The 24,864-nt window shown below is 61.1% G+C and carries 14 protein-coding genes; 2 read left to right on the top strand and 12 right to left on the bottom strand.

Annotated elements, in window-relative coordinates; translation table 11 throughout:
- Positions 1–4: 4 nt before the first annotated feature.
- Genes efeO (BM110_RS09075) through efeU form a run of 4 tightly spaced genes read right to left on the bottom strand, consistent with a single transcriptional unit; the run spans position 5 to position 4,229 of the window.
- On the bottom strand, positions 5–823 hold the full coding sequence (gene efeO, locus BM110_RS09075) for an iron uptake system protein EfeO (RefSeq protein WP_092250153.1): 819 nt from the start codon (positions 821–823) through the stop codon (positions 5–7).
- Positions 824–851: 28 nt separating this feature from the next.
- On the bottom strand, positions 852–2,156 hold the full coding sequence (efeB, locus tag BM110_RS09080; protein ID WP_092250280.1) for an iron uptake transporter deferrochelatase/peroxidase subunit: 1,305 nt from the start codon (positions 2,154–2,156) through the stop codon (positions 852–854).
- Between the two features lie 14 nt (positions 2,157–2,170).
- Positions 2,171–3,373: an iron uptake system protein EfeO gene (gene efeO, locus BM110_RS09085; protein ID WP_092250150.1), complete on the bottom strand. Its 1,203-nt coding sequence runs from the start codon at positions 3,371–3,373 to the stop codon at positions 2,171–2,173.
- A 10-nt stretch (positions 3,374–3,383) separates the two neighbouring features.
- A complete protein-coding gene (gene efeU, locus BM110_RS09090) occupies positions 3,384–4,229 on the bottom strand; it encodes an iron uptake transporter permease EfeU (RefSeq protein WP_093513204.1) in 846 nt (281 codons plus the stop codon).
- 167 nt (positions 4,230–4,396) lie between these two features.
- Here efeU and BM110_RS09095 point away from each other — a divergent pair, with 167 nt between their 5' ends.
- Both BM110_RS09095 and BM110_RS09100 read left to right on the top strand, forming a co-directional pair.
- Entirely contained in the window at positions 4,397–5,413 is a 1,017-nt protein-coding gene (locus tag BM110_RS09095) for an AraC family transcriptional regulator (RefSeq protein WP_093513205.1), read from the top strand.
- A 96-nt stretch (positions 5,414–5,509) separates the two neighbouring features.
- Positions 5,510–10,903: a hypothetical protein gene (locus tag BM110_RS09100; protein ID WP_093513206.1), complete on the top strand. Its 5,394-nt coding sequence runs from the start codon at positions 5,510–5,512 to the stop codon at positions 10,901–10,903.
- Positions 10,904–11,005: 102 nt separating this feature from the next.
- Here the strand turns inward: BM110_RS09100 and BM110_RS09105 are convergent, their stop codons facing one another.
- The 8 genes from BM110_RS09105 to BM110_RS09140 form a co-directional block, all read right to left on the bottom strand.
- Entirely contained in the window at positions 11,006–12,421 is a 1,416-nt protein-coding gene (locus BM110_RS09105; protein ID WP_092250136.1) for an efflux transporter outer membrane subunit, read from the bottom strand.
- Positions 12,418–15,597 carry an efflux RND transporter permease subunit gene (locus BM110_RS09110; RefSeq protein ID WP_071488416.1) on the bottom strand — a complete coding sequence of 1,060 codons (3,180 nt, stop codon included), beginning with the start codon at positions 15,595–15,597 and terminating at the stop codon, positions 12,418–12,420. Before BM110_RS09110 ends, BM110_RS09105 begins: the two co-directional genes overlap by 4 nt.
- A 15-nt stretch (positions 15,598–15,612) precedes the next feature.
- Positions 15,613–16,854 (bottom strand): multidrug efflux RND transporter periplasmic adaptor subunit MexE, encoded by a 1,242-nt coding sequence (gene mexE, locus BM110_RS09115; RefSeq protein ID WP_071488457.1) that lies wholly within the window; start codon positions 16,852–16,854, stop codon positions 15,613–15,615.
- A gap of 293 nt (positions 16,855–17,147) precedes the next feature.
- Positions 17,148–18,761, bottom strand: a complete 1,614-nt coding sequence (locus tag BM110_RS09120) for a dipeptide ABC transporter ATP-binding protein (RefSeq protein WP_093513207.1) — start codon at positions 18,759–18,761, stop codon at positions 17,148–17,150.
- The gene (locus BM110_RS09125) at positions 18,758–19,657 is read right to left on the bottom strand and encodes an ABC transporter permease (RefSeq protein WP_093513208.1); all 900 of its coding nucleotides are present in this window, start codon (positions 19,655–19,657) and stop codon (positions 18,758–18,760) included. The genes BM110_RS09120 and BM110_RS09125 overlap by 4 nt, the downstream gene beginning before the upstream one ends.
- Positions 19,658–19,660: 3 nt before the next feature.
- Positions 19,661–20,611, bottom strand: a complete 951-nt coding sequence (locus BM110_RS09130; RefSeq protein WP_093513209.1) for an ABC transporter permease — start codon at positions 20,609–20,611, stop codon at positions 19,661–19,663.
- Positions 20,608–22,218, bottom strand: a complete 1,611-nt coding sequence (locus BM110_RS09135) for an ABC transporter substrate-binding protein (RefSeq protein WP_175538841.1) — start codon at positions 22,216–22,218, stop codon at positions 20,608–20,610. Before BM110_RS09135 ends, BM110_RS09130 begins: the two co-directional genes overlap by 4 nt.
- Before the next feature lie 44 nt (positions 22,219–22,262).
- Positions 22,263–24,683 (bottom strand): TonB-dependent receptor plug domain-containing protein, encoded by a 2,421-nt coding sequence (locus BM110_RS09140; protein WP_093513211.1) that lies wholly within the window; start codon positions 24,681–24,683, stop codon positions 22,263–22,265.
- Positions 24,684–24,864: the final 181 nt, after the last annotated feature.

Here is a 24,864-nt window from a genome sequence, read left to right on the forward strand (position 1 = left end):
TGGGTCAGTTCAAACCCAACTTGCCACGCAACGTGGACAGGTCTTCCGCCAGGGTATTGACCGGGCCGACCAGGGCCTTGCGGTCGTTTTCCTTGACCTTGTCATAGGTCTCGAAGCCGCCGTCCTTGGTCTTGTACTTGGCCAGGATCTTGTCCACGCTGGCGAAGTTCTTGTCGACTTTGGCCAGGAAGGCCTTGTCTTGCTTCTCGATCTGGCCACGGAACAGGTCGACGATTTTCTTCGCTCCGTCGATGTTGCCCTGGAAGTCATACAGGTCGGTGTGGCTGTAGCGGTCTTCTTCGCCGGAGATCTTGGTGGCGGCGACTTCTTCCAGCAGCGCTGCGGCGCCGCCTACGACTTTCTCGGGTGGGAAGGTCAGGCCGTCGACGCGGGTCTTGAGGTCGTTGACGTCGTTGTTGAGCTTGGCGGTCAGCGCTTCCAGGCCCTTGGTGGTGTTCTGCGAGAACAGCGCGTATTCGATACGGTGGAAGCCGGTGAAGTCTTCGGCGGTCACGCCTTTTTCGTGGTCGTCGACGCGGGAGTCGATGGACGCATCGAGGTCGCTGAACAGCTCGGCGATCGGCTCGATGGACTCATAGTGCACGCGGGTCGGCGCATAGAGCTTCTTGGCGGTGGCCAGGTCGCCCTGGTTGATGGCGTCGGTGAACGCCTGGGTCTGGGTGACCAGCTCACCGATTTCCTCGGTGACGTAGATCTTGTAGTCCGACACCGGCCCTACCAGGTCCAGCGGTGCGGCGGCAGCGAAGGCTGCCAGCGGCGAAAGGGTCAATAACAACGACAACGCAATAGTCGACTTTTTCATGGGACGGTATCCGCTCTGAGTGTGTTTTTCAGGTATTGGCAGTGGTTTGAGGGTGCGTTGCAGCGAGCAGCGTGCGCCCGAGGAAATCCTGGGCCCCGGTGACGCCTGGCAAGGTGAAGAAGTACCCGCCGCCGACCGGCTTGAGGTATTCCTCCAGGGGTTCGCCGTTGAGCCGGGTTTGCACGCTGATAAAGCCTTTCTCCAGGTCAGCCTGGTAGCAGATGAACAACAGCCCCATGTCCAGCTGACCGTTCTTGTTGACGCCGTTGGAGTAGTTGAACGGCCGACGCAGGATCAGGTTGGCCTGGGTCTGCGGCGTGCGCGGGTTGGCCAGGCGGATGTGTGCGTCGAGCTTGGTCAGTTTGCCTTCCGGGTCCTTGCTGTAGTCGGGCACCTGGGTTTCGTTGTGGCCATCCATCGGCGCACCGGTGGGCTTTACCCGGCCGATGATGCTTTCCTGCTCCTGCAATGGGGTGCGGTCCCAGCGCTCGACGAAGTTGCGGATGATGCGCACGGCCTGATAGCTGCCGTTGGCCGCCCATGCCGGTTCGTCGCTGCCGGGCTGTACCCACACAATCTGGTTCATCGCCTTGTCGTCGTTGGAGTTCGGGTTGGCCGAACCGTCACGGAAACCGAGGAAGTTACGCGCGCTCTGGGCCGGCTCGCCGGGCTTGGCAGGCGCCTGGGGCGGTACGCTGCCTTCCTGTTTCCAGCGCACCAGCAGCAGGTCGGGCAGGTTTTTCACGATGTCGCGCAGGGCGTGGATATTGGTGTCCGGGGTGTTGGAGCTGAACTGCAGGCTCAGGTCGCCATGGCACTGCGCCGGCTCGAGCGCATCGTTGGGGAAACCGACCATGCGAGTCAGGCGCTTGGGTTTGGCTTTGGCGAGCCCGAAGCGCTCATCGAACAGTGACTCGCCGACAGAAACGGTGATGGTCAGGTTATCCGGCGTGACTACCGGGCCGAGGATGCCGGAGTCGGTGGGCGGCAGTTTCGGATCGACTTGCGGCACGGTGCCGCCGGTCATCAGGAAGGCGATGCGTTCGCTCAGGGTACGGAACAGGCGCTCCAGGTCGTCACGGTCGCTGGCCAGCACGTCGAACGCCACGATCATGCCGCAGGCCGGGCGTGGGGTGACGATACCGCTCTGGTGTTTGCCGAAGAAGTCGTGGTGGTCCTGGGTCTTGTCACTGCGCGGTGCGGTGGTGACTTGCTCCGTCGCAGCGGCCATGGCCGGGCAGGTCAGGGCGCTGCCGGCAATCGCGGCACCGGTGGCGGCCATGCCCAGCAGGACACGGCGACGCTGAAGGTTGGTGTGTTCTGAATCACTCATGTGTGCGGTCGTCTTCACTGCAGGCCGGAAAGGCCAAGGGCGGGGTCGATTCCATCGAGTGCAACGGCCAGAGCCTTGGCCTTGTCGGCGATCTGCTTGCGCTGATCGGCGGTTACGGTGTCGTAGGTGGCGTAGCCCTTGTCGACCTTGAAGCCTTGCAGTTCGCCATCGAAGGCGGCGAGGGCGCTGTCGATTTCAGGCAACAGGTCGGCGGCGGACTTGGTCAGCAGCGGGCGCATCAGCTCCACCACCTTGTGGGCGGCTTCCAGGTTGGCGGCGAAACCATTCAGGTCGACATGGCTGTAGCGTTCTTCTTCACCGCTGATGGCGCGTACATCGGCAAGGCTGTTGAGGTTGCGCACCACGATGCTGACCAGTTGCTCCGGTGGCAGGGACTGGGCCAGCAGTTGTTGTTTGAGGGCGCTGACGTCGGTCAGCAGGCGCTGGGCAACCGGCGCCAGGCCGTCAAGGCTGCGTTGCTGGAACAGGCTGTATTCCAGGCGGTGGAAGCCGCTGAAGGCCGGGTCCTGTTCGCGTTTTTCAAAATAGTCGGCACGAGCGTTGATCGCGTTGTCCAGTTGCGCGAGGCGTTGCGATGCCGGAGCCAGGCGCTGGTAAGCCTCCCGAGCCGGTAGGTAGAGTGCTTGGGCCTGGGCCAGGTCGCCACGGTCGATGGCCTGTTGCAACGCGGTTACCGCCTTGACCAGTGCGCTGCCTTGGCCGCTCAAGTACACGCGGAATTCCGACAATGGGCCAATGAACGCCACCATCGACGGTTTGGCCTTGGCCTGGGCGTCGGACTCGGCGGTCGGTGTTACGTGCAAGGTGCCACGCGGATTGCTCAGCAGGCCGCAGGTGATCGCGTAGTCACCGGGCAACAGGTTGGCGTTGATCACCTGGCTCAGGCCGGGAGCGATGTTTTCCCGTTCTTCGACCACCAGCACGCCGTCCAGGATCTCCCATTCCACCGCACGATCGGAGCGGTTGATGATGCGGAAGCTGGCGTGGCCGGCGGGGACCGTCAATTCATTCGGCTCGCAAGCGTGGCCGTGAATGGTCACGGCGATTTCATTGTGGTTGGTCTGTCGTTTGCTGGCTGCCAGTTGCGAGGCGTAATAGAACAGGCCGCCGGCGGCGATCATCACGACCACCGAGCCCGCCACGGCCCAGCGCAGGGCGCGAGGTGGCGAAGCCGGTTGAGGGGTTGGGTTGGACAAGAGACGGTCCTTACTGGCTGGAAACGGAGGAGGGTGTGACGGCCGGCTTGGGGGGCGCGGCGGGCAGGAAGAACATCACCAGCGCCACCACCAGGTAAATCAGGTAGGCGCCGAGGGTGCTGACGGTGGGGGCTTCCTGATAGCCGAACATGCCGGCCAGGACCGAGCCCAGCGGGCTGTCCATGGGCAGGGCGGTGCTGAAGTCGAAGAGCACGGTCTGCAGGTGGTTCCACACGCCTGCTTCGTGCAGGGCCTGTACCGAATTGGCGAGGATGCCGGCCGCCACCACCAGGATGAACAAGCCGGTCCAGCGGAAAAATGCACCGAGGTTCAGGCGCATGCTGCCGGTGTAGATCAGGAAACCGACGATGATCGCCAGGATCAGGCCGAGCAGGGCGCCAATCGGTGCGCCAGGGCCTTCACTCTGCTGGAACACCGCCAGCAGGAAGAACACGGTTTCCAGACCCTCACGGGCCACGGCGAAAAACACCATCAGGATCAGCGCAGTGACCTGGTGTTTGGAGCCGGCCAACGCGTGATCGAGAGATTCGTGCAGGGAGTGCTTGATGGAACGCGCCACTTTACGCATCCAGAACACCATGGAACTGAGGATGCCCACGGCGACCAGGCCGACGATGCCTTCGAACAGTTCCTGTTGCTTTTGCGGAAACTCGGCGCTGACCAATTCCAGGCCGCCGCCGACCAGCAGGGCCAGCGCAGCGGCGAGAAACACGCCGATCCACACCGCAGGCATCCACTGACCACGGCCGGTCTGTTGCAGGTAACTGGCGATAATGCCGACGATCAGTGCGGCTTCAATGCCTTCGCGCAGCATGATGAGAAAAGGAACGAGCATTCGGCACCGCGCCACAACTAGATAGGAGGCTAAGTTGTAACATAATGATACTCATTGCTAAACAACAATTCTTGACGTTTGCTGAACATGGGCTGAACGGTGGTGGCGAATCGCAACCCACCTTATGATGCACGTCATTATTTGCGCCGCCGGATGCCCGTTTCCCCATGTCGGAAAAAGACACCATCTCCCTCCACCTGGTGCGTGAGGCCTTGCTGCAAAGCTGCGCGCCCGGCGCGGCCAGTGCCGAAGTGCTGCATAAAGCCGGGATTGACCCGGCACTGCTGGCCGAGCCCAACGCGCGGGTCTCGGCCACCACCTACGCACGCCTGTGGCGCCTGCTGGCCCGACGCATGGATGATGAGTTCTTCGGCATGGACCCGCGCAAGCTCAAGTCCGGCAGCCTGGCGTTCCTCTGCCGCGCCGCGATGGCGCAACCCACCCTTGGCACCGGGTTGGAAACCGGCCTGGGGTTTCTGTCGCTGATGCTGGAGCGCCTGCCTGCTGAGTTGGTGCGTCAACAAAGCCTGGCGGAGATCGTATTGCTGAAGCCCGAGTCCGAACCCAATCGGGCCTTCACTTACTTTACCTATTGGATGATCGTGCACGGTGTGGCCTGTTGGCTGGCCGGGCGGCGGATCCCGATTCTGGCGATTGAGCTGCGTTGCTCAAAACCGGATTTCTGTGATGACTACCAGGTGATGTTCTCCGACAACCTGCGTTTCGACCGACCCCGCACGCGCATGATCTTCTCCGCCGACTGCCTGGACCTGCCGATCAAGCGCAGCTCAGAGGAACTCAAGCGTTTCCTCGCCCACGCGCCTGCCAACATCCTGGTCAAATACCGCGACCCCGCCAGCCTCGCCACCCGTATCAAGCACGATTTGCGCCAGATGCCCCCCGACACCTGGCCGGAAACCGAAGGCCTCGCCGCCAGCCTGTGCATTTCCGCCTCGACCCTGCGCCGGCGCCTGGCGGAAGAAGGGCAGACCTACCAGGGGCTCAAGGACAGTGTGCGCAAGGAGTTGGCGATTGTGTGGTTGGCGGAGCCGCAGATCAGTTTTGCCGAGATTGCCGCACGGCTCGGATTTGCTGATACCAGCTCATTCTACAAAGCCTTTCGCAAGTGGGCCGGTTCCAACCCGGGGCACTATCGTAGTCTGATTTTGGACGGTGCTGGCTGAGGGCTGAGTACCACAACGCACTGCGACTTATCCGATAGGAGCCAAGCGCTCAATCCGCAACTCTCAGGCATCTTTCCTCGCTGAAGAGTCTGTCAGATGCCGCTGTCGATAACCTCTCCATCTCTCACTGCCGGTGAATCAGGGCCGGGTAACGCTGCCGTGGCGCAGTTGCCAGTGGCTACGAATGCAATACCTCGCAAGGAAAGCGAAGCGCTCGGCAACGAGCTGAACCAGTTACGCACTCAGATAAAACGTGAGTCCGACGCCTATCAACACCATATGTTACGGGCGGCATATGAAGATGTTCGTCCACGGCCGCTCAGCACCCGCCAGAAAATCAAGGACCTGTGGGTGAGTGTGCAAATGGCGGGGTCAGGGCATCAGCCGGGGCATACACCCAATCGGTCCCTGCAACAGGCGTGGAAGGCCAGAGAGCGGCTGGCCAGGTTGAACAACCGCTATATTCCCCTCGCCAAGGCTGAAGCGCTTGCGCAAATGGGCGAGCAACTGATGGACGCCGAGGACAGCCTGCGTGGGCTCACTGGCGATAAGGCCGCCGTGGTCAGCGTCCATGTCAATCGACTGAGAGAGCGCTTCGAGGCCGCCAAGTTTGCCTTCGCCATCGATGTCGGCGAAACCTTGGCGAAGGACACGGCGCCGCTACTGCCACTGTTCAACGTGCAGACCTATTTGGGGTTACAGCAGGCCGGGCAGGGGATTCTGGATGCTGCTGATGGAATCAAGGGCATGTACAACAAACAGTGTGTGCGGCCCGACCTGCTGCAGGTCAACCAGGCCCAGATGTACCACGAGGACGAGCTGCGGATGGCCGCAGTCGACCATGGTCCTAATGTTGTCGATGATCTTCGGGAAAAACACGCAGAGGCCGCCCCTGCGGATAAACAATGGTTGGCGTCGTTCACTTCTCAAACCCGGCAGGTGCTGAGCCGCATCGATGCCGCGTTGAGCCTGCCGGGTGCCGAAGGTGTCGAGTTGGAGGAAGTCAGAGTCCTGCTCAAAGACGTGCTCAGCCAAGCCAGTCCGCCGATGTCGGGTCGTTACGCCACGGGCGCCAATGGTGTCTACCGTGAAACCACAGGGCCTGTTGAGGAGCAAGGTTACACGCCAGAGATGCAACGCTTGGGCATTGCCTTGGGCAGTTGGTTGCTCGGCAAGGGGGTTCTACTGACGCAACGCGTCGGCGATGCTGTCGGAGAACACCCTGTGCTTGCGTTGGGGGTGCTTGCCGCCTATGGCGGCATCAGTACGTTTTATAGCAACTGGTTCCTGCCAGCTTCCCCAGGACTGGAAGATAACGAACGAAGGACGTATTCAAGCGATCGCTTGCCGATGCTGGACGCAGAGGTGGATATCGCACTCGAACAGGCACTGCCTGATCACCCGGATGTATCGATCGGGCAAGTGTTTCTGGATCAGTTGTACACAGTGAAGTCTCGCGCCCCTCGCAGTGTGGATGATGGCAACCTTTCGGTTGCACGGACAGGCTCAGTCGACGCAATGCTGAAGCATCGTGCCCATGGCGAAAACCAGACCAATGGTGAGCTTGTGCGAAACGCTGGAGGCATCGGTGCCGAGGTGGATGACAAGATGCTGGCAGGGGCGATTACCACGGGATTGCAGCGCTTCGAAATTCAGCGTACCGAACTCCAAGCGACGTATGAGAAAAAATTGACCAGTAGTCTGGAAGCGCACATTAAAGACTCCCTCGAATGGATGACCAACCTTTATGCACCCATTCTGGAACCGTCTGCTGCATTGGACGAAATGATCATTCAGCGTATCAAGGCATTTGAAAGGAAGACGGGAGAGACCGTGAGTCTGCGACTTAACAGCACGATAACCGTTTGGTACGAGGAAGACCAGTCACGCAACCTTAACTACAATATCGTGGCTACAGTAGAACGTAAAAAATATTTCACGCTCAAGGAAGTCATCACCGGTACTTACTTGAAGGAGATAAGATCGATGCGCGGATATCTCGATATGGGCTATAAGGTTTCCCGCGTTTCCCATCCGCAGCTAGTCAAATTTATTAAACATTCATTGGGGCCGGCATTGGAGGCTGAGCTTTCTGCTTATAAATCTCGGCCAGACATAGAGCAGAAATGGGTAGACTTCTATGATGGCAGGATCAAGAATGCTGCATTTAACTATCTCTCCAACACTTCCATTGAGCATCCTGGTCATGTGTTGATGAGTCGTTTTCTGAATGGAGAATTAAAGGCATCTGAGGTTGAATTTCATGGCGCGAAGGTCAATGGTGTGTTTGCTGTCACTCAAGGGCAGGCGGCGGTCCTGTGTAGTGTGGATGACGACAACTGTTTTTATATCAGTGAAAAACGTAATAGCTACTGGAAGTTCGGGGCGTCTTATACTGAGGGGATGCCTGTTTACCCAAAAGATGAAAAATTCAAAAGCTGGATCCGTATAAAACTGCCGCTCATTGAGCAAATTAAGGCCGCCAGGAATCCACAGGCGTTTGAGGTCACTCGAACAAAGATGTCGACAAACGTTCAAATAGGGATGGGCCGTAACGGTGGCCAGGTCAATATCAAACCCTTGACCTTTACCGCCCAGGAAAGCATACAGCAACTGAGCGCCTCTTTGTTCAAGTCAAATATGGAACGTGTCGAATCAGATATTGACACGTTGATTTTTGCTGATTGGGAGTACTATTCGCTCAAAGCACTGGATGTCCTCACCGAGTTTCTGAAGGTCCAAGGCTTAATATTTATGTTCGGCGCTCCCGGCAGCGGCGCCGCATTGAAAGGGATGATCTACGCCACTGGCCTGGGGTTGGCCAGCGCAGGCGCCCACGCGTTGAAAGCTGAAATCAGCGACGATCCGACGGAGCGAGATACCGCCAAAACGTCCGCTTGGGTATCTCTTATTTCAACGGCTATTTCACTCGGCATTCCTTTGGCGATTGGCGGAGCAAAAGGGGCAAATACATTGGCCTCGGCGGTGAATTATTACCGTTTTTCCAAGGAATACATTATTCGGCCTGATACGTTTCGCATAATAAACAACGTGCTGGCACGCAAGTACGGGATCAACTTTCGCCCTGCCGCTTCTGCTTCCCACTCGCCGGCAAGTGCGGCTGCATTGCTCCCTAAAAGTGCAGGCTCTTCATCTGCAACGGGCCATGTTGTGGCATCAGGAGCGGCGCCAGGCATCCAAGGGGTAGCAGGAACACCAACGATCTGGAACCAAATGACCGATGCACAAAAGGTCAGTTACTTGTCGACTAAGTTAATGGCCTCCCGTATCGGCAAGAAGTTGATCGCGCGGACCAGTGAGCAGTCTGTCAGACAGTCGATTGCCAATAATTTGCGACGTGATCTCACGACAGCGACGAATTGGAAGAGTGAACGTAGTGAAATCAATCCTGCAAAAGCATTGCTTGAATCTGATTCAAAACGCCTCGATACCGTGGACCAGTTTATAAAACAACTGCATAAGCAGCCGCCGACCATTGAGACACGCGCCGTCAGTGGGCCACCTGTGCAGAGGGCGGCGGGCTGGATTGCGGCGTCCAGCAGCCCCTGGATACCGGAAGGGCGTTTGCAGCGGGTTATTGCGCAGTTTCAGCAGGCCGATTTGAGCAAAATCAGTGTGATTGATGATATTCATCGGGCAATCAGCGGGACTTCCGAAGAAGCGGTTCGCCTCAGTGGAGAAGCTGGTCAGATGGGGTCTGATATCGCTCGTGGTGCATTTGCACACCAACTGAAGAACTCGGGTGTTCCAACGGGATTGTCCCGAGCTGAATGGTTGTTCGGGTTGACCCAGAGTTTTAAACCCTATGCGACTAATAACGATCCATTGGCAAGGACACTCTATGCGTTGGCACATCTTCAGGATACCAACAAAGGATTCAGTGCCCTCGTCAAAACCTCAGAATTACGCTTATCACCGCCTTCAATATCATTCAAAAAGCCACCGACCCGCGTACTTGCGGCGCCCACAAGCGCGCCTGACGTTGATACCCGAATCGAGCCCTTTCGACAGATTGAAGGCAGCCCTTCACGAGCACTACCCGTTGAGATGCATGGGTTCATGGACACATTGCGCGCCAATCCCAAGCTGCACAATGCTTTCATGGCTCCCGCAGGACAGTGCGCAAGCGCCGCGGAAACGGTTGCCGAATTCATGCGTACAAATGGGTTTGAAAACATCAAGTTTCGAGCGATGCTGATCTGGAGTTCGCGCAACCCGGACGGTGTATTCAACCATTTTTTACCTATAGGCGACTTCAAGGGCAAAACCTACGCGTTTGATCTGACGGCGCCACAGTTTGCCAATAAAGGCATGCCCTCGTTTACAGACCCGATGATTCTGCCGGAGCCGGCATTAATGCAGGCCTATCAGGCTGCTACGAACAAGGCACTGATCAAGTACAAGGACTTTTCCAACCTGCGGTCGGCAGAGGCAGCTTTTTCAGGTTTTTCCGCACCCGGGCCTAAGCAGTTTATCGAGGGCGGCCACCTGCTCAGTTACGGCTGGAGCAAGCCAACCCTCGCGCAACCGAATGCAGCGTCCGGCCCTACGCCGCTGGACAAAGTGAGCACTTCCGTACGTGGGATTGCTCGCGTGCGCGCCCAGGATATTGCGAACCGTAAACCCGGCCTTCAAGTACCCATATCCAGCGCTGCACCGCCCCCCCTTGCTATTGATAATCCAGGATTTCAATTGTTGGGTCCGAAAAACTGGGGTTCACTGTCGGACGAGGACAAGATCGACTATCTGGTAAACCGACTGTTGCTAAGTGATGACGCCCGGGCGCTGATGGGTTCCACCGATAAAGCCACCGTTGTTCAATCCATTCGTGACAACTTGAAGCTGGACGGTCTTGGCGTCCCGCGTCAGCGCTTTGCCTGGGGCACGTTACAGGGCGAGGTAGGCCATGGTTTGCGTCGCCTGGCAAAGGACCGTGCCCGTTTGGAGGCAACCAACACCGCAATGAGATCCCTGCTGGACAGCACCCCGTTGGTCCCTCGCGAGCTCAAACTGGGTAATCCCTACGAAAAGGCGGCGGAGTGGATTGTCGATACGAGTCGCTCCGATGGTTTAACGGCGGACGAGGTTCGGGGCGTGTTGTGGCGTAACCGAGACGCCGACCTGACTGACATTCACACGATTGATGAGATTCATGCGCAGGTCTACAAACCCGGGCCGGGTGAACCTTATCGTGACTTCCGCTCCAGCAGCGACCCTGTTTATATGGCGTCGGAGATCGGGCACGCGGGGTTCGAGAAGCTATTGCCTGAACTTGCTCAAAGCGCACAGGAAGGCAAGTGGCTTCTGGCGGACGGCCTGTTCGCGGCAGCGGTCCGATTTCACCCCTATGGCGACGGCAATGGCAGGCTAGCGCGCGTGTTGTATGCATTGGCACAAATCAAAGCGGACGGACCGTTCTTCAAGGCATTGACACCTGAGGGGGAAAGCATTCTGAACCCGAGAATCTGATACAGCCCTTCACTGCTGCCCAGGCCAAAAAAAGCCCCGTGACCGAATGGACCACGGGGCAAAAAATTGGCTGGATGCGACCAACCAAAGGAGCTCTTTACCTCACTTGGCGCTGGCGACCACCGTGTCCGGCTGCCAGCCCCCCCCCAGAGCCTTGTAGATCGCGACGATGCCGCGATACAGGTCCACTTCGGCCTGGGCCTGGGAATCTTCGGCGGCCAGGCGCTCGCGTTGCGCGTCCAGCAGCACCAGGAAGTCCACGGTGCCTTCGCGGTAGCGGATCGCGGCCAGGTCGGCGGCGGCGCGGCTGGATTCGCTTTGGCGGATCAGCGAAACCAGGCGTTGCTGACGCTTGCCGTAGTCGCTGAAGGCGTTCTCGGACTCTTCCAGGGCCAGCAGCACTTGCTGCTCGTAGGTCGCCAGGGCACCATCCGCTTCGGCATCGGCGCCGCGCAAACGGGCGCGCACGCTGCCCAGGTCGAAGGCGGCCCAGGTGATGCTCGGGCCGAGGGCCCAGGCATTCGCGGCGGACGAGCCGATCTGGGAACCGCGCCCGGCGGTAAAGCCGAGGAAGCCGCTGAGGCTGACCCGTGGGAAGAGGTCGGCCTTGGCCACGCCGATACGCGCAGTGGCGGCGGCCAGTTTGCGTTCGGCGCTGAGGATGTCCGGGCGACGTTGCAGCAGTTGCCCCGGATCGCCAATCGGCAAGGCCTTGGCAATCGCCGGCAGGTCTTTCGGGCTCAGGTCGACTGTCAATTTGTCGGGACGCTGGCCGAGAAGGGTAGCGATGCGGTTACGCTCGCGCACTTGCTCGGCCTGCAGTTGCGGCACGCTGGCTTCGACCGCGGCGAGGCGTGCGTCGGCACGCTCCACGTCGAGCTGGTCGCCCACACCGGCATCGCGCAGGCTGACCGTGATGGCGCGCGATTCCTGCTGGTTCTTCAGGTTGTCCAAAGCAATGCGTTCACGCAGTTGCGCACCACGCAGCTGACCGTAGGCATCCACCAGTTCGGCAATCATGGTGACTTGCAACTGGTACAAGTCAGCCTCGGCGGCTTGCTGGTCGGCGTCGGTGGCTTCCAGGTTGCGCTGGATGCGACCGAACAGGTCCAGTTCCCAGGCCATGTCCAGACCGAGGTCGTAACGCTCACTGTTGACACGCTTGGTGGTCTGGCCCGGGATTTGACCCTTGGCCAGGTCACTGCTGGCGCGGCTGGTGATGGTCGGCATCGCGTCATTGCTGGCGTCATCGCGGATCGCTCGGGCCGCCCGCAGACGGGCAAAAGCGACGCGCAAATCACGGTTGCCTTGCAGCGATTGGGTCACCAACTGGTTGAGGGTCGGGTCTTCGAACTGCTGCCACCAAATGCCTTCGAACTTGGCGTGGTCATACTTTTTGGCGTCGGCAGCGGCCGTGATATTGGCCGCCTCCGGAGTCTGGGCTTTGTAGTCCGGGCCCACGGCACAGGCGCTCAGCGCCAGGACCAGCAAGCTCGGCAGGAATACTTTCACACTCATTGCTGTGTCTCCAGCTTCAAGGCCTTGGCCGCTTTGCGCGCTTCGCTGCGCTCCACAGAGCGACGGATCAGTACGTAGAACACTGGCGTCAGCAACAGACCGAAGAAGGTCACACCGATCATCCCGGAGAACACCGCCACGCCCATGGCATGACGCATCTCGGCACCGGCACCGCTGGACAACACCAGGGGTACCACACCCATGATGAAAGCGAACGAGGTCATCAGGATCGGCCGCAGACGCAGACGGCAGGCTTCCAGTACCGCAGCGAGCGGGTCGAGGCCTTCTGCCTGTTTATCCTTGGCGAACTCGACGATCAGAATCGCGTTCTTGCACGCCAGGCCCACCAGTACGATCAAGCCGATCTGGGTAAAGATGTTGTTGTCACCGCCCGAGATGATCACCCCGGTAATCGCCGACAACAGGGTCATCGGTACGATCAGGATCACCGCCAATGGCAGGCTCCAGCTTTCGTATTGGGCGGCCAGTACCAGGAACGCCAGCAGTACGCAGAGCGGGAACACGAACAGCGCGGTGTTGCCCGAGAGGATTTGCTGATAGGTCAGGTCGGTCCACTCGTAGGTCATGCCGTTGGGCAGTTCGTCTTTCAGCAGTTTCTCGATGGCCGCCTGTGCCTGGCCCGAACTGTAGCCAGGTGCAGCGTTGCCGTTGATTTCGGCGGTGATAAAGCCGTTGTAGTGCATCACGCGGTCCGGGCCCGAGGTGTCGCTGACCTTGATGAAGGTCGCCAGCGGGATCATTTCGCCTTTGTTGTTGCGCACTTTCAGTTGGCCGATCTGGTCTTCATCGAGGCGGAACTGTTGCTCAGCCTGCACGTTGACCTGGTAGGTCCGGCCGAAGCGGTTGAAGTCGTTGGCATACAACGAACCCAGGTAGATCTGCAGGGTGTCGAAGATGTCGCTGATCGCCACGCCGTGGGTCTTGGCCTTTTCACGGTCGATGGCGGCATCGACCTGGGGCACGTTGACCGTGTAGCTAGTGAACAGGCCGAACAGTTCCGGTGTGGTACGGCTCTTGGTGATGATGTTCTGCACTTCTTTGTACAGCTCGTCGTAACCCAGGTTGCCCCGGTCTTCGATCTGCAGGCGGAAGCCGCCGATCGTACCCAGGCCCTGTACCGGCGGCGGTGGGAAGATCGCCATGTAGGCTTCCTGGATGCTGCTGTACTTGCCGTTCAAGGCACCGGCAATCGCGCCGGCGGACATGCTCGGGTCTTTACGCTCGTCGAACGGCTTCAAGGTCACGAACACGATGCCGCTGTTCGGGCTGTTGGTGAAACCGTTGATCGACAGGCCCGGGAAGGCCACGGCGGCTTCCACGCCCGGTTGTTTCAGGGCGATGTCGGACATGCGCTTGATCACGTCCTCGGTACGGTCCAGGCTCGCGGCGTCCGGCAGTTGGGCGAAGGCCACCAGGTATTGCTTGTCCTGGGCCGGTACGAAACCGGTTGGCGTGTGGGCAAAGCCCAGCCAGGTCAGGACCATCAGGCCGGCATACAGGAACAGCGCGATACCACTGCCACGGATCACCCGGCGTACGGTACCGACGTAGCCATGGCTGGCCTTGTCGAAGAAGCGGTTGAACGGTTTGAACAACCAGCCACCCAGCAACTTGTCGAGGAACTTGGAGAACCCATCCTTCGGCGCGTTATGGCTCTTGAGCAACACCGCCGCCAGGGCAGGGGACAAGGTCAGCGAGTTGAACGCCGAGATCACCGTCGAGATCGCAATGGTCAAGGCGAACTGCTTGTAGAACTGCCCGGTCAAGCCGCTGATGAATGCCGCGGGCACGAACACCGCACACAGCACCAACGCAGTGGCGATGATCGGGCCGGTCACTTCGCTCATGGCTTTTTCAGTGGCCGGGAAGGGGTCCAGGCCCAGCTCGATGTTCCGCTCGACGTTCTCCACCACCACGATGGCGTCGTCCACCACGATACCGATGGCCAGTACCAGGCCGAACAGCGACAGCGCGTTGAGCGAGAAACCGAACAGGTGCATTACCGCAAACGTACCGATCAACGATACCGGCACCGCCACCAGCGGAATGATCGAGGCGCGCCAGGTCTGCAGGAACAGGATCACCACCAGCACAACCAGGATCAGCGCTTCGAACAGGGTATGCACCACCGCTTCGATGGAGCCACGCACAAAGATGGTCGGGTCATAGACGATGCTGTAGTCCATGCCTTGCGGGAAGCTCTTTTTCAGCTCTTCCATCTTGCCGCGCACTTCGTTGGAGATCTCGATGGCGTTGGAGCCAGGGCGCTGGAAGATCGGGATGGCCACGGCCGGCTGGTTGTTGAGCAACGAGCGCAGGGCGTATTGACTGGAACCCAGCTCCACCCGAGCGATGTCTTTCAACCGCGTGATTTCACCGTTGGCGCCGGAGCGAATGATGATGTTCTCGAACTCTTCCTCGGTCACCAGGCGACCCTGGGTGTTCACCGACAACTGGAACGCGGTGGCGGTCGGCGCGGGTTGCGCACCCAGGGCACCGGCGGCCACTTGACGGTTCTGCTCGCGGATCGCGGTCACTACATCGGTCGCAGTCAGGTTGCGCGAAGCGGTCTTGTTCGGGTCCAGCCATACACGCAGGGAGTAGTCGCCCATGCCGAACAGCTGCACGTCACCCACACCGCCGAGGCGCGCCAACTCATCCTTCACGTTGAGCAAGGCGTAGTTGGACAGGTAGAGCATGTCGTAGCGCTGATCCGGAGAGGTCAAGTGCACCACCATGGTCAGGTCGGGGGAGGCCTTGTCCACGGTGATACCGATGCGCGTCACTTCCTCAGGCAGTTTCGGCTGAGTCCGGGTCACACGGTTTTGCACTTGCACCTGCGCGTTGTCCAGGTCGGTGCCCAGGGCGAAGGTGATGGTCAGGGTCAGCTTGCCGTCGGCGGTCGACTGCGAGGACATGTACAGCATGTTCTCGACGCCGGTGATCGCCTGCTCGAGAGGTGCTGCCACGGTCTCACCGATGACCTTGGGGTTGGCGCCCGGGAAGTTGGCGCGCACCACCACGGTCGGCGGCACCACTTCCGGGTATTCGCTGATCGGCAATTGGAACAGCGAGATCGCACCGGCGATCAGGATCAACAGTGAGAGCACTGCTGCGAAGATCGGCCGCGAAATGAAGAACTTGGAAAAATTCATCTTGAGTCGTTTCCCTTAACCGCGTGGAGCTGCAACGGCTGCGAGCTTGGGCGCGGTTTTTTCCGGCGCCACTTGCTCCAGGTTGCTGGCTTCAAGTGCTTGTCGTTGTTGGGCCAAGGCGGCGAGGGTTTCCTTGCTGGCCATCGGAATGGTTTCCGGGGCGACCGGCGACCCTGGGCGCACACGCTGCAGACCCTTGACGATAATGGTGTCGTCCTTGTTCAGGCCGCTGCGCACGATGCGCAAACCTTCGATCTTCGGCCCCAGTTCCACTGCGCGGTAGGCCGGCTTGTCGCCTTCCATCACCAGCACGAACTTCTTGCCCAGGTCGGTGCCCACGGCTTCATCGTTAATCAGCACGGCAGAGTAGGTGCCGCTGCCGACCAGCTTCAGGCGGGCGTACAGGCCAGGGGTGTATTCGCCCTTGCTGTTGTCGAACACGGCGCGACCGCGGATGGTGCCGGTGGCCGGGTTGACCTGGTTGTCGACGAAGTTCATCTGGCCCAGGTGCGGGTTGCCGGTCTCGTTGGACAGGCCCAGGTACACCGGAGTGGTGGCGCCACGGCGGCCTTGGCGAGCCAGCTCGGTGTATTTGAGGAACACCCGCTCATCGGCGTCGAAGTAGGCGTAGACCTTGTCGGTGGAAACCACGCTGGTCAGCGCGGTGACGTCGGCGGTCACCAGGTTGCCGGCGGTGATTTCGGCACGGCTGACGCGGCCGCTGATCGGCGAAGTCACGCGGGTGAAGCTCAGGTTCAGCTTGGCCAGGTCCAGCTGCGCCTGGATCCCTGCGACGGCGGCGCGGGCTTCCTGGGCGGCGGTGGTGCGCGAGTCGGCCAGTTCAGCGGAGATCGCATTGCTCTGGCGCAGGCGTTCGCCACGTTGCGCTTCGTTATCGCTGCGGGTCGCGGCAGCTTTGGTTTGGGCAAGCTGGGCTTCAAGGCGACGCACTTCGGCCTGGAACGGACGCGGGTCGATCTGGAACAGCAGGTCGCCTTTCTTCACCAGCGCGCCTTCGGTGAAGGCCACCTGGTCGATCTGGCCGGACACGCGCGGACGGATCTGCACGGTTTCCGGGGCTTCCAGGCGACCGGTGAATTCATCCCACTCGTTGACCGGTTGTTCCAGCACCTTGGCCACGCTGACTTTGGCAGCTGGCATGGCGGCCGCTTGTTCCGGGGTTTTGCCGCACGCGCTCATCACCACTACCGCCAAAATGGCCAAGGGGAAGCGCAAATGTTTGAGTGACTGTTCCATGAGGTGCATCCGCCAATGTATTTGAGATGGGCGGATCATGCGCGGCGCTGTGCTATGTCACGAATCGAATGAAGCAAAGGTAACTATCATTCGGAATGATATAAGCGCGAGATTAGCCCTCTAGCATGGGGGTTTCGTTAGGGGGCTATCAATAGGCGTGATGACAAAGGTCTTTTGCCTGGGCTGTAAAGACAGGCGCGGAATATCCCTGGAGAGCCCGACGGTCGGGGGCGCGATGCTCGGGGATCGCGCCGTTGCCGACAACTGTTTCGTGTGGCACTGCGATACAGGTCTCACGCGGCGCTCGCAATGACCTGCCGGCCAGGGATGGCCGCAATCAATTCCCGCGTGTACTCGCTGGCCGGCCGATGGAAGATCTGCTCCACCGAGCCCTGCTCGATCACCCGGCCATTGCGCAACACCAGCACCTCATGGGCAAAGTTGGCCACCACCGACAGGTCGTGGGACACCAGTACATACGCGATACCCATCTCCCGTTGCAGCTCTTCCAGCAGCTCAAGGATGTGCGCCTGCACCGACACATCCAGCGCGCTCACTGGCTCGTCGAGCAACAACAGGTCAGGTTTCAACGCCAGGGCCCTGGCGATGGCGACGCGTTGGCACTGGCCGCCGGACAGCTCTCGCGGCAGCCGATCCAGGTAGCTGACCGGTAAATGCACGCGGCTGATCAACTCCCGGGCCGCCTGTTCCAGCGCGGCGCCCTTGAGCCGCCCGAAGGACACCAGGGGTTCGACGATGCTGTCGAACACGGTGAAGCGTGGGTCCAGGGCGGCGAACGGGTTCTGTTGCACCAGTTGCAGGCGTTGGCGCAGTGGGCGGAAGTCGCGCCAGTTCAGGTGGGTGACGTCCTGTTGCTCGAACCAGACCTGGCCCTGGGTCGGTTTTTCCAGGCCGAGTGCGATGCGCAGCGCGGTGCTCTTGCCCGAGCCGGACTCACCGACGATGGCCAGGGTCTGGCCGGGGTACACCTGCAGGTTGAGGTCCTCGAGGGCCACGAACGTTGATTCTTCGCCCTTGACCTTGGGCAGCGCAAATGTCTTGCCGACGTTTTTCAGGCTCAGGATCGGGGCCTGGGTCGAGTCGATGTGCGGCAAGGGCTCGCGCCGTTTGGCAAACGCCGGAGCGGCGGCAATCAGTGCCCGGGTGTAATCGTGTTGTGGCGCGCCAAGGATCCGACCTGGCGTGCCCTGTTCGACCACTTCACCGTGTTGCATCACCAGGATCCGGTCGGCGCGGTCGGCGGCCACACCGAGGTCATGGGTGATGATCAACAGCGAAATCCCCCGTTCACTCACCAGGCGTTGCAAGTGGTCGAGGATCTTGCGCTGCACCGTCACGTCGAGGGCACTGGTGGGTTCGTCGGCGATGATCAAGCGCGGGTTGCCCGCCAGGGCAATGGCAATCAGCACGCGTTGGCGCATGCCGCCGGAGAGTTCATGAGGGTACTGGCGCGCACGCAGTACGGGCTTGTCGATGCCAACCTGTTGCAGCAGTTCGACAATGTCCGCATCGACGCCAGGGTAGCGTTTGCCTCTGGCCAGGATCAGCGCCTCGGCGATCTGCTGGCCCACGCGCAGGGTCGGGTTGAGGCTGACCATCGGATCCTGGGGCACCAGGCCGATGGTGCGGCCGCGCAATGCGCGCTTTTGGCGTTCACTGGCGTGGGTCAGGTCGTGGCCCTCTACCCACAGCTGGCCGGCGGTGATCTGCGCACTGTCCGGCAATAGACCGAGGATAGCGTTGGCCAGGGTCGATTTACCGGAGCCGGACTCGCCGACAATCGCCACGGTTTCGCCCTGGGCGATGTTCAGTGACAGGCGATTGACCGCCGTGTGGCCGTGCCGATAGCTGACGCTGAGTTGACGAACATCTACTAGAGCGCTCATCGCTGGATCTCCTCGAAGGTGCGGGCGATATGGTTGAGGCTGAACACCACGGCCACCAGGAACAGGCCGGGCAGCAGGGAAACCCAGGGAGCGGTGATCAGGAAGTGTCGACCGTTGGCGATCAGGGTGCCCCATTCCGCAGCTGGTGGAGCGGCGCCGAAACCGAGAAAGCTCAGGCCAGCGGTGGCCAGGATCGCGGCGCCGAAGTCCAGGGTCGCCAGCACGGCCACCGGCCCCCATGCGTTAGGCAGGATGTGCCGCAGCAAGGTGCGCCCCCAACTGGCACCGCCCAGGCGCGCGGCCTCGACGTAGGGCAGGGTCTTGACCCGCAGCACCTCGGCGCGAGTGGTGCGGGCAAACCCCGGAATAATGCCGATGCCCACGGCAATCGCCACCGGCACCGTGCCGAAGCCGATGGCCGTGACAATCGCCAGGGCCAGCAGCAGGCCGGGGAGGGCCAGCAGTACATCGACAAAGCGCATGATCACCGCGTCGATGCGCCCCCCGGCAAAACCCGACAGGATGCCCAGGCCCAGCCCGCCCAAGAGGGCGATGCCCACCGCAAGGAACGCCGCCAGGACCGATAGGCCGGCGCCATGCACCACCCGCGTATAGAGGTCGCGTCCCAGCTCATCGGTGCCAAACCAGTGGATCAGGTTGGGCGCGCGCAGTTTGTCGACGGGCGAGGTGGCGTAAGGATCGAAGCTGCTCAATACGTGCGGCGCCACAGCCGCCACCCATGCAAACACCACCACCAGCAGCGCCAGGCTGAACCCCGGTCGTCGCAACAGGGGCAACACCGTCGCCGCCACGCGTTGCAGGCGGCTGCGGCGGCGCCACGGCGCAGGGCTGGCCGGGAGGGGATTGCGGCCCAGGTTCTGCTCAAGGACAGTCATGGTCTAGGACACCTTTGGGATGTGGGAGATGCGCGGGTCGAACCACGGGTACAACAGGTCGACCAACAGGTTTACAAGGACAAAAGCCGCCGCCGATACCGAAACGATCGCGAGCACTACCGGAATGTCCTGGCGCAGCACCGCTTCCTGGGCCAGGCGGCCAATGCCGGAGCGCGCGAAGATGGTCTCCACCAACACCGCGCCCGACACGGTATTGCCCACCTGCAAGCCGATCAGGGTGAGAATCGGCAGCGCCGCATTCTTGAACCCATGCCGCGCCTGCACCTGGCCACGGCTCAGGCCCTTGGCGTAGGCGGTGGTGATATAGGACTCTTTCCAGACCCCCTGGAAACTGCGTTGCAGCACCTGGGCGTATACCGCCGCACTCGGAATCGCCAGGGTAATCGCCGGCAGCACCAGGCTTTCCAGGCCCCGGCTGCCGGTGGCAGGGAACCAGCCGAGGCCGAAGGCAAACACCTGGATCAGCAACAGCCCCATCCAGAACACCGGCACCGAAAAGCCCAGGGACGGCAGGCGTGCCAGCGCTTTCTTCAGCGGTTGCCAACGGATGTAGGCGGTCAGGTAGGCCAGGCCGATTCCGCCGAGCAACGACAACACGATGGCCAGGCCCGCCAGGGACAGGGTCTGCGGCAGGCGTTCGGCAAGCAACTCGGCCACCGGGCGATTCAGTGAAAGCGACTGCCCGAAATCCCCCCGCAACGCCCCCAGCAGCAGGTCGACATACTGCTCGAACAGGCCTTTATCCAGGCCGTAGTAGGCCCGCGCCTTGGCCAGGTCCTCGACCGACAGCGCGTCGGCCTCGATGCCCGACGCGCTGAGCATGATCGACAAGGTGTCGCCCGGCAGCAGATACAGAATGAAATAGGTGATGCTGTAGGCCCCCCACAGCACCAGCAGCGCCTGGCCGATGCGGCCGATCAGGTAGCGGCTCATGGCGTGCCGATCTCGATATCACCCAGCAGCGCGAAGCCTTCGGCGGTCCAGCGGAAGTTTTTTACCTTGGGCGAGGTCGCCGCCTGCCACACGCGCTCATACACCGGGAACGCGGAGCTTTCATCGATGAGTAAATCCTGCAGGCTGCCGTAGGCGGCAGCGCGTTGCGGGGCTTGGGTGGCCGTGATGCCGGCGTCGAACAAGCCCTTGGCCTTTTCCAGCACCGCTGGTTCATAGGTGTTGGTGGCCAGCGTGGAACTGTTGGCGCTGCGTGGATCGAGGATGGTCTGCAGGATGATCGGGTCGGCACGGGTCATGTAGTTGATGGTCAGGTCATAGTTGCCCGCCGAGTTGTTGGCGACCCACTCGGCGCGGGTGACCACGCTGAGTTTCAACTCGATGCCGACCTTGCGCAGTTGGTCCTGGATCAGCACGTCGCCCGCGGTCTCGGCCGGGGTGATGTTGTAGCTCAGGCTCAGGCGCTTGCCGTTCTTTTGCCGGTAACCATCCGCACCCTTGGTCCAGCCGGCTTGCTCCAGCAGTTGCTCGGCGCCTGCCGGGTCATAGGCCAGCTTGGCACCCTGGCTTTTGAAGTACGGCGTGGTCACATCGAAGATGCCGTCCACCACCGGGAACTCAGCGTTGTAGACGGTGCTGGCGTAGCTCTTGCGGTCGAGGGCCTTTTGCAGCGCCAGGCGCACGTGCCGGTCGGCCAGGATCCGCTCGCCACGGGTATTGGGGTACAGGTTCAGCGCCGGCCCCGGCAGCGAACGGCTCTGAATGGTCGCGCCCTTGGACTGGAACAGCTTCAGGTCGACCTCCGAGAACGGGTTGCGCGGCCACAGGATGTCGGCCTTGCCTTGCAGGAACAGGCCGTTGCGCACGCTTTCTTCGGGGATGTAGCTGATGTCCACCGCGTCCAGGTGCGCTTCACCCTGGTTTTTCATATTGGCCGAGGCCCAGGCGTAGCCCTTGCGCTTGGTCAGGTGCGCACCGACTTCCGGCGTGTAGCTGGCCAGTACGAACGGCCCGGTGCCGATGATCTTGCCCAGGGAGCGTTCCTTCACGCTCAGCGCGTAGGAAGCCGGCGCGAGGATCGCCAGGTTGGTGGTGGAGGTAGCTTGCAGGAAACCCGCATTGGGCTTGGACAGCACCAGCTTGACGGTGAAGTCGTCCACCACCTCGGCGTGGTCGAAGCCTGCCAGGTAGGTGGCGCCGAAGGTGGCCGGCAATTCGGTGGCCAGTGCCTTGTCGCTGTCGAAGGCGGTTTTCACCGCCTTGGCGTCGAAGCGCTCGCCGTTGCTGAAGGTCACGTCCTCACGCAGGTGGAAGGTATAGGTCAGGGCGTCGTCACTCACTTCCCAGCGTTTGGCCAGCCACGGAATGATCTGGCCGGTCTGCGGGTCCTGGTCGGTCAGGGACTCGGCCACGTTGCGCAGCAGCACGCGGTGCTCCAGCCAATACACCTGAAACGGATCGACGCTGACCAGGGTGGTGTTATCGCCGAAAAACGCGATGTTCAGGGTCTTGCCCGCCTGGGTGTCATGCCCGGGCGAGCAGGCGGCAAGGCTCAGCGCCAGGGCGCAGGGGGCCAGCAGACGGCTCATCAAGTTGGCGGTATTCAATGGTGTGCCCTCATGTGGCGTGTGGATCAGAAGTCGTAGGCGAGCTTGGTGTACCAGTAGCCGCCGCCGGGGTAGAACGGCGGGTTGCCGTAGGCCGCGAGGCCGAGGTTGCTGTACACCGCGTGTTTGTCGGGGCGCACGTCGAAGATATTGGTGCCGCCGATGCTCACGGTGAGGCTGTCGACGAAGGTGTAGCTGACGTCCAGGTCGGTGATCCATTTGGCGCCGAAGCTGCGGTCGCCCGTCGGGTTGACGGCCAGGGTCTTGACCGCGCCGTAGCGCGCGGTTTGCAGGTTGACGGCCAGGTCCCGCACCTTCCAGTTGGCACCCAGGATCCACTTGGTCTTGGGAGAGGCGTCGGTCAGGTCGCCTTCGCGGTCGCGGCCGACCAGGGTCACGCCTGAGCCTGCCAGTGCCGCCGGCGTATCGCGAGTGCCTTCAATCGTGGTCTTGTTCCAGTTGAAGCCCAGGCTCCAGCGCACATCGCCCCAGGCCTCCAGCGGCGTGGTGTGGTCGGCCACCACGTCCAGGCCCCTGGTGCGGGTGTCGAAGGCGTTGGTGTAGTAGTTGACCCAGGTACCGGTGGGTACGCCCTGGGCGGCGAGAATGGCGTTGATCGCTCCGTTGCCACGGTCGTAGATATTGCTGGTCAGGGCGATGCGGTCATCGATGTCGATCAGGTAGGCGTCGGCGGTGACGCTGGTGCGTGGCGCCGGCTGCCAGGTCAGGCCCAGCCCCAGGTTGCGCGATTTCTCCGGCTTGAGGTCATCGCCGCCCAGCGCCTTGGCCAGGTTGCTGCCGGACGGCGTCAGGCGCGTCACGGCCGGCACCACGTTGCCGTTCACATCGGTCGCCACGCGGTTGTCGGCCACGGTGTAGCCGATCTGGGTCAGGGAGGGGGCGCGGAAACCGGTGCCCACTGTGCCGCGCACGGCCACGCTGTCGGTGAGTTCGTAGCGTGAGTTCACTTTCAGGCCGAAGGTGTTGCCCGAGTCATCGTCGTAGTGCTCGACCCGCCCGGCGACGTCGAGGAACCAGCGGTCCGTGAGATCGAAACCCAGGTCCAGGTAACCGGCGTAGTTGTTGCGGATCAGGCTGACTTCATCTTCCGGGCGAATCGTCACCGCCGCCTGTGCGCCCGATGCGGCGGGGTAGGTGCCGGTAATATAGGCCTCGCGCTCGCCGGCAAACGTGCTGAAATGTTCCCAGCGGTGTTCCAGGCCGGCGGAGACCTGCACCGGCGGCGTCAGGTTGAACAGGCTGTCGTAGCGGCGGGTGAAGTCCAGGTTGTTGACCCACTGCTCGAAGCGGAAGGTCGCCAGGTTGTCGAATTTGGTCGGCGACGCGGTGCCCAGCGACGGGTTGATATTCAGGTCGCTGGAGTGGTGCACGTTGTTGCGCCCGTAGGTGGTGCTCAGGTCCCAGTTCCAGTCGGCCACCAGGCCCTTGCCGCCGAACAGCAACTGGTAGTCGCGGTCCTTGATGTTGTTGAGCGGGAAGTAACCGTCGGGAAACACCTCGGGCACTGCGGCGGTGCCAGTCGGCAGGCGAAAGTAGTTGGCGGCCTCGGCATCGCGTTCGCCGTAGGTGGAGAACGAATACAGTGTCAGGTCTTCCAGCGGCAGTTCGGCGTTGTAGGCCAGGTTGAAGGCCTTGAGGTCCGGGTCGCCGTTCTTGATCGCCACCCGGTCCCAGGCCGCTTCCTTGGCTGGGTCAGCGAACGCTCGCACGCTGCTGTCGGCCTTGTCGTTCCACGATGCGCTGCCACGTTTGCGCGCATCGGCGGAGAAGTGAAAGAAGCCGCCCTGGCCCAGTTCGAAGCCCTGGTCGCCCGCGACCTTGATGGTCTCGCCCTGGCCGGAATACAACTGACCGTAGCTGGTCTCCAGGTGGCCGCCGCTCTTCCCGGACTTGAGGATGATATTGATCACGCCAGCGACTGCATCGGAACCGTACTGCGCGGCAGCGCTGTCCTTGAGCACCTCGATATGGTCTACCGCGCTGACCGGGATCAGGTCGATGTCCACCGCATTCGCACCGCTGTTATCGATGGAACCGCGCTGGCCGGTGGCGCCGTTATGCCGGCGTTTACCGTTGACCAGCACCAGGGTGTAGGCCGGCCCCAGGCTACGGTTGCTCAGCGGGCGGGTCACCGAGTTATAGCCGGCGATGTTGGTGCCGAAGTTGAACGACGGCAGCAGTTTGGCGATGGCTTCGGACAACTCGGCGCGGCCGGTCTTGAGCAACTGGTCGCTGTTGATCACATCGATCGGCGCCGGGCTGTCGGCCACCGTGCGTTGCTGGCCACGCAGACCGGTGGAAATCACAGTGACGGTGTCGAGCTTGGCGTCTTCGGCAAAAGAGGGTGCTGCAGTCAGGAGCAGGGAGCCGGTCAGGAGTGAAAGAGGTAATTTCTTGAGGGGCGTGGGGAAGGCGATGTCGGGCATGGAGGTAACCTGGAGGGTGTGGATGCGTCCTCCGCCAGGTATGGGGTCGGTCTTTGAAATGAAGATATATCTATAAAAAACCTTGTGGAAAGTCTTTTTTGGAATAAGCTAATTATCAGTTAATATTATTTATATCTGAAATAAAATTACCTATTTTTATTATGTGAAAAACAGGCGCGCT

This window comes from Pseudomonas sp. NFPP28 (assembly GCF_900115535.1).
GTDB lineage: Bacteria > Pseudomonadota > Gammaproteobacteria > Pseudomonadales > Pseudomonadaceae > Aquipseudomonas > Aquipseudomonas extremorientalis.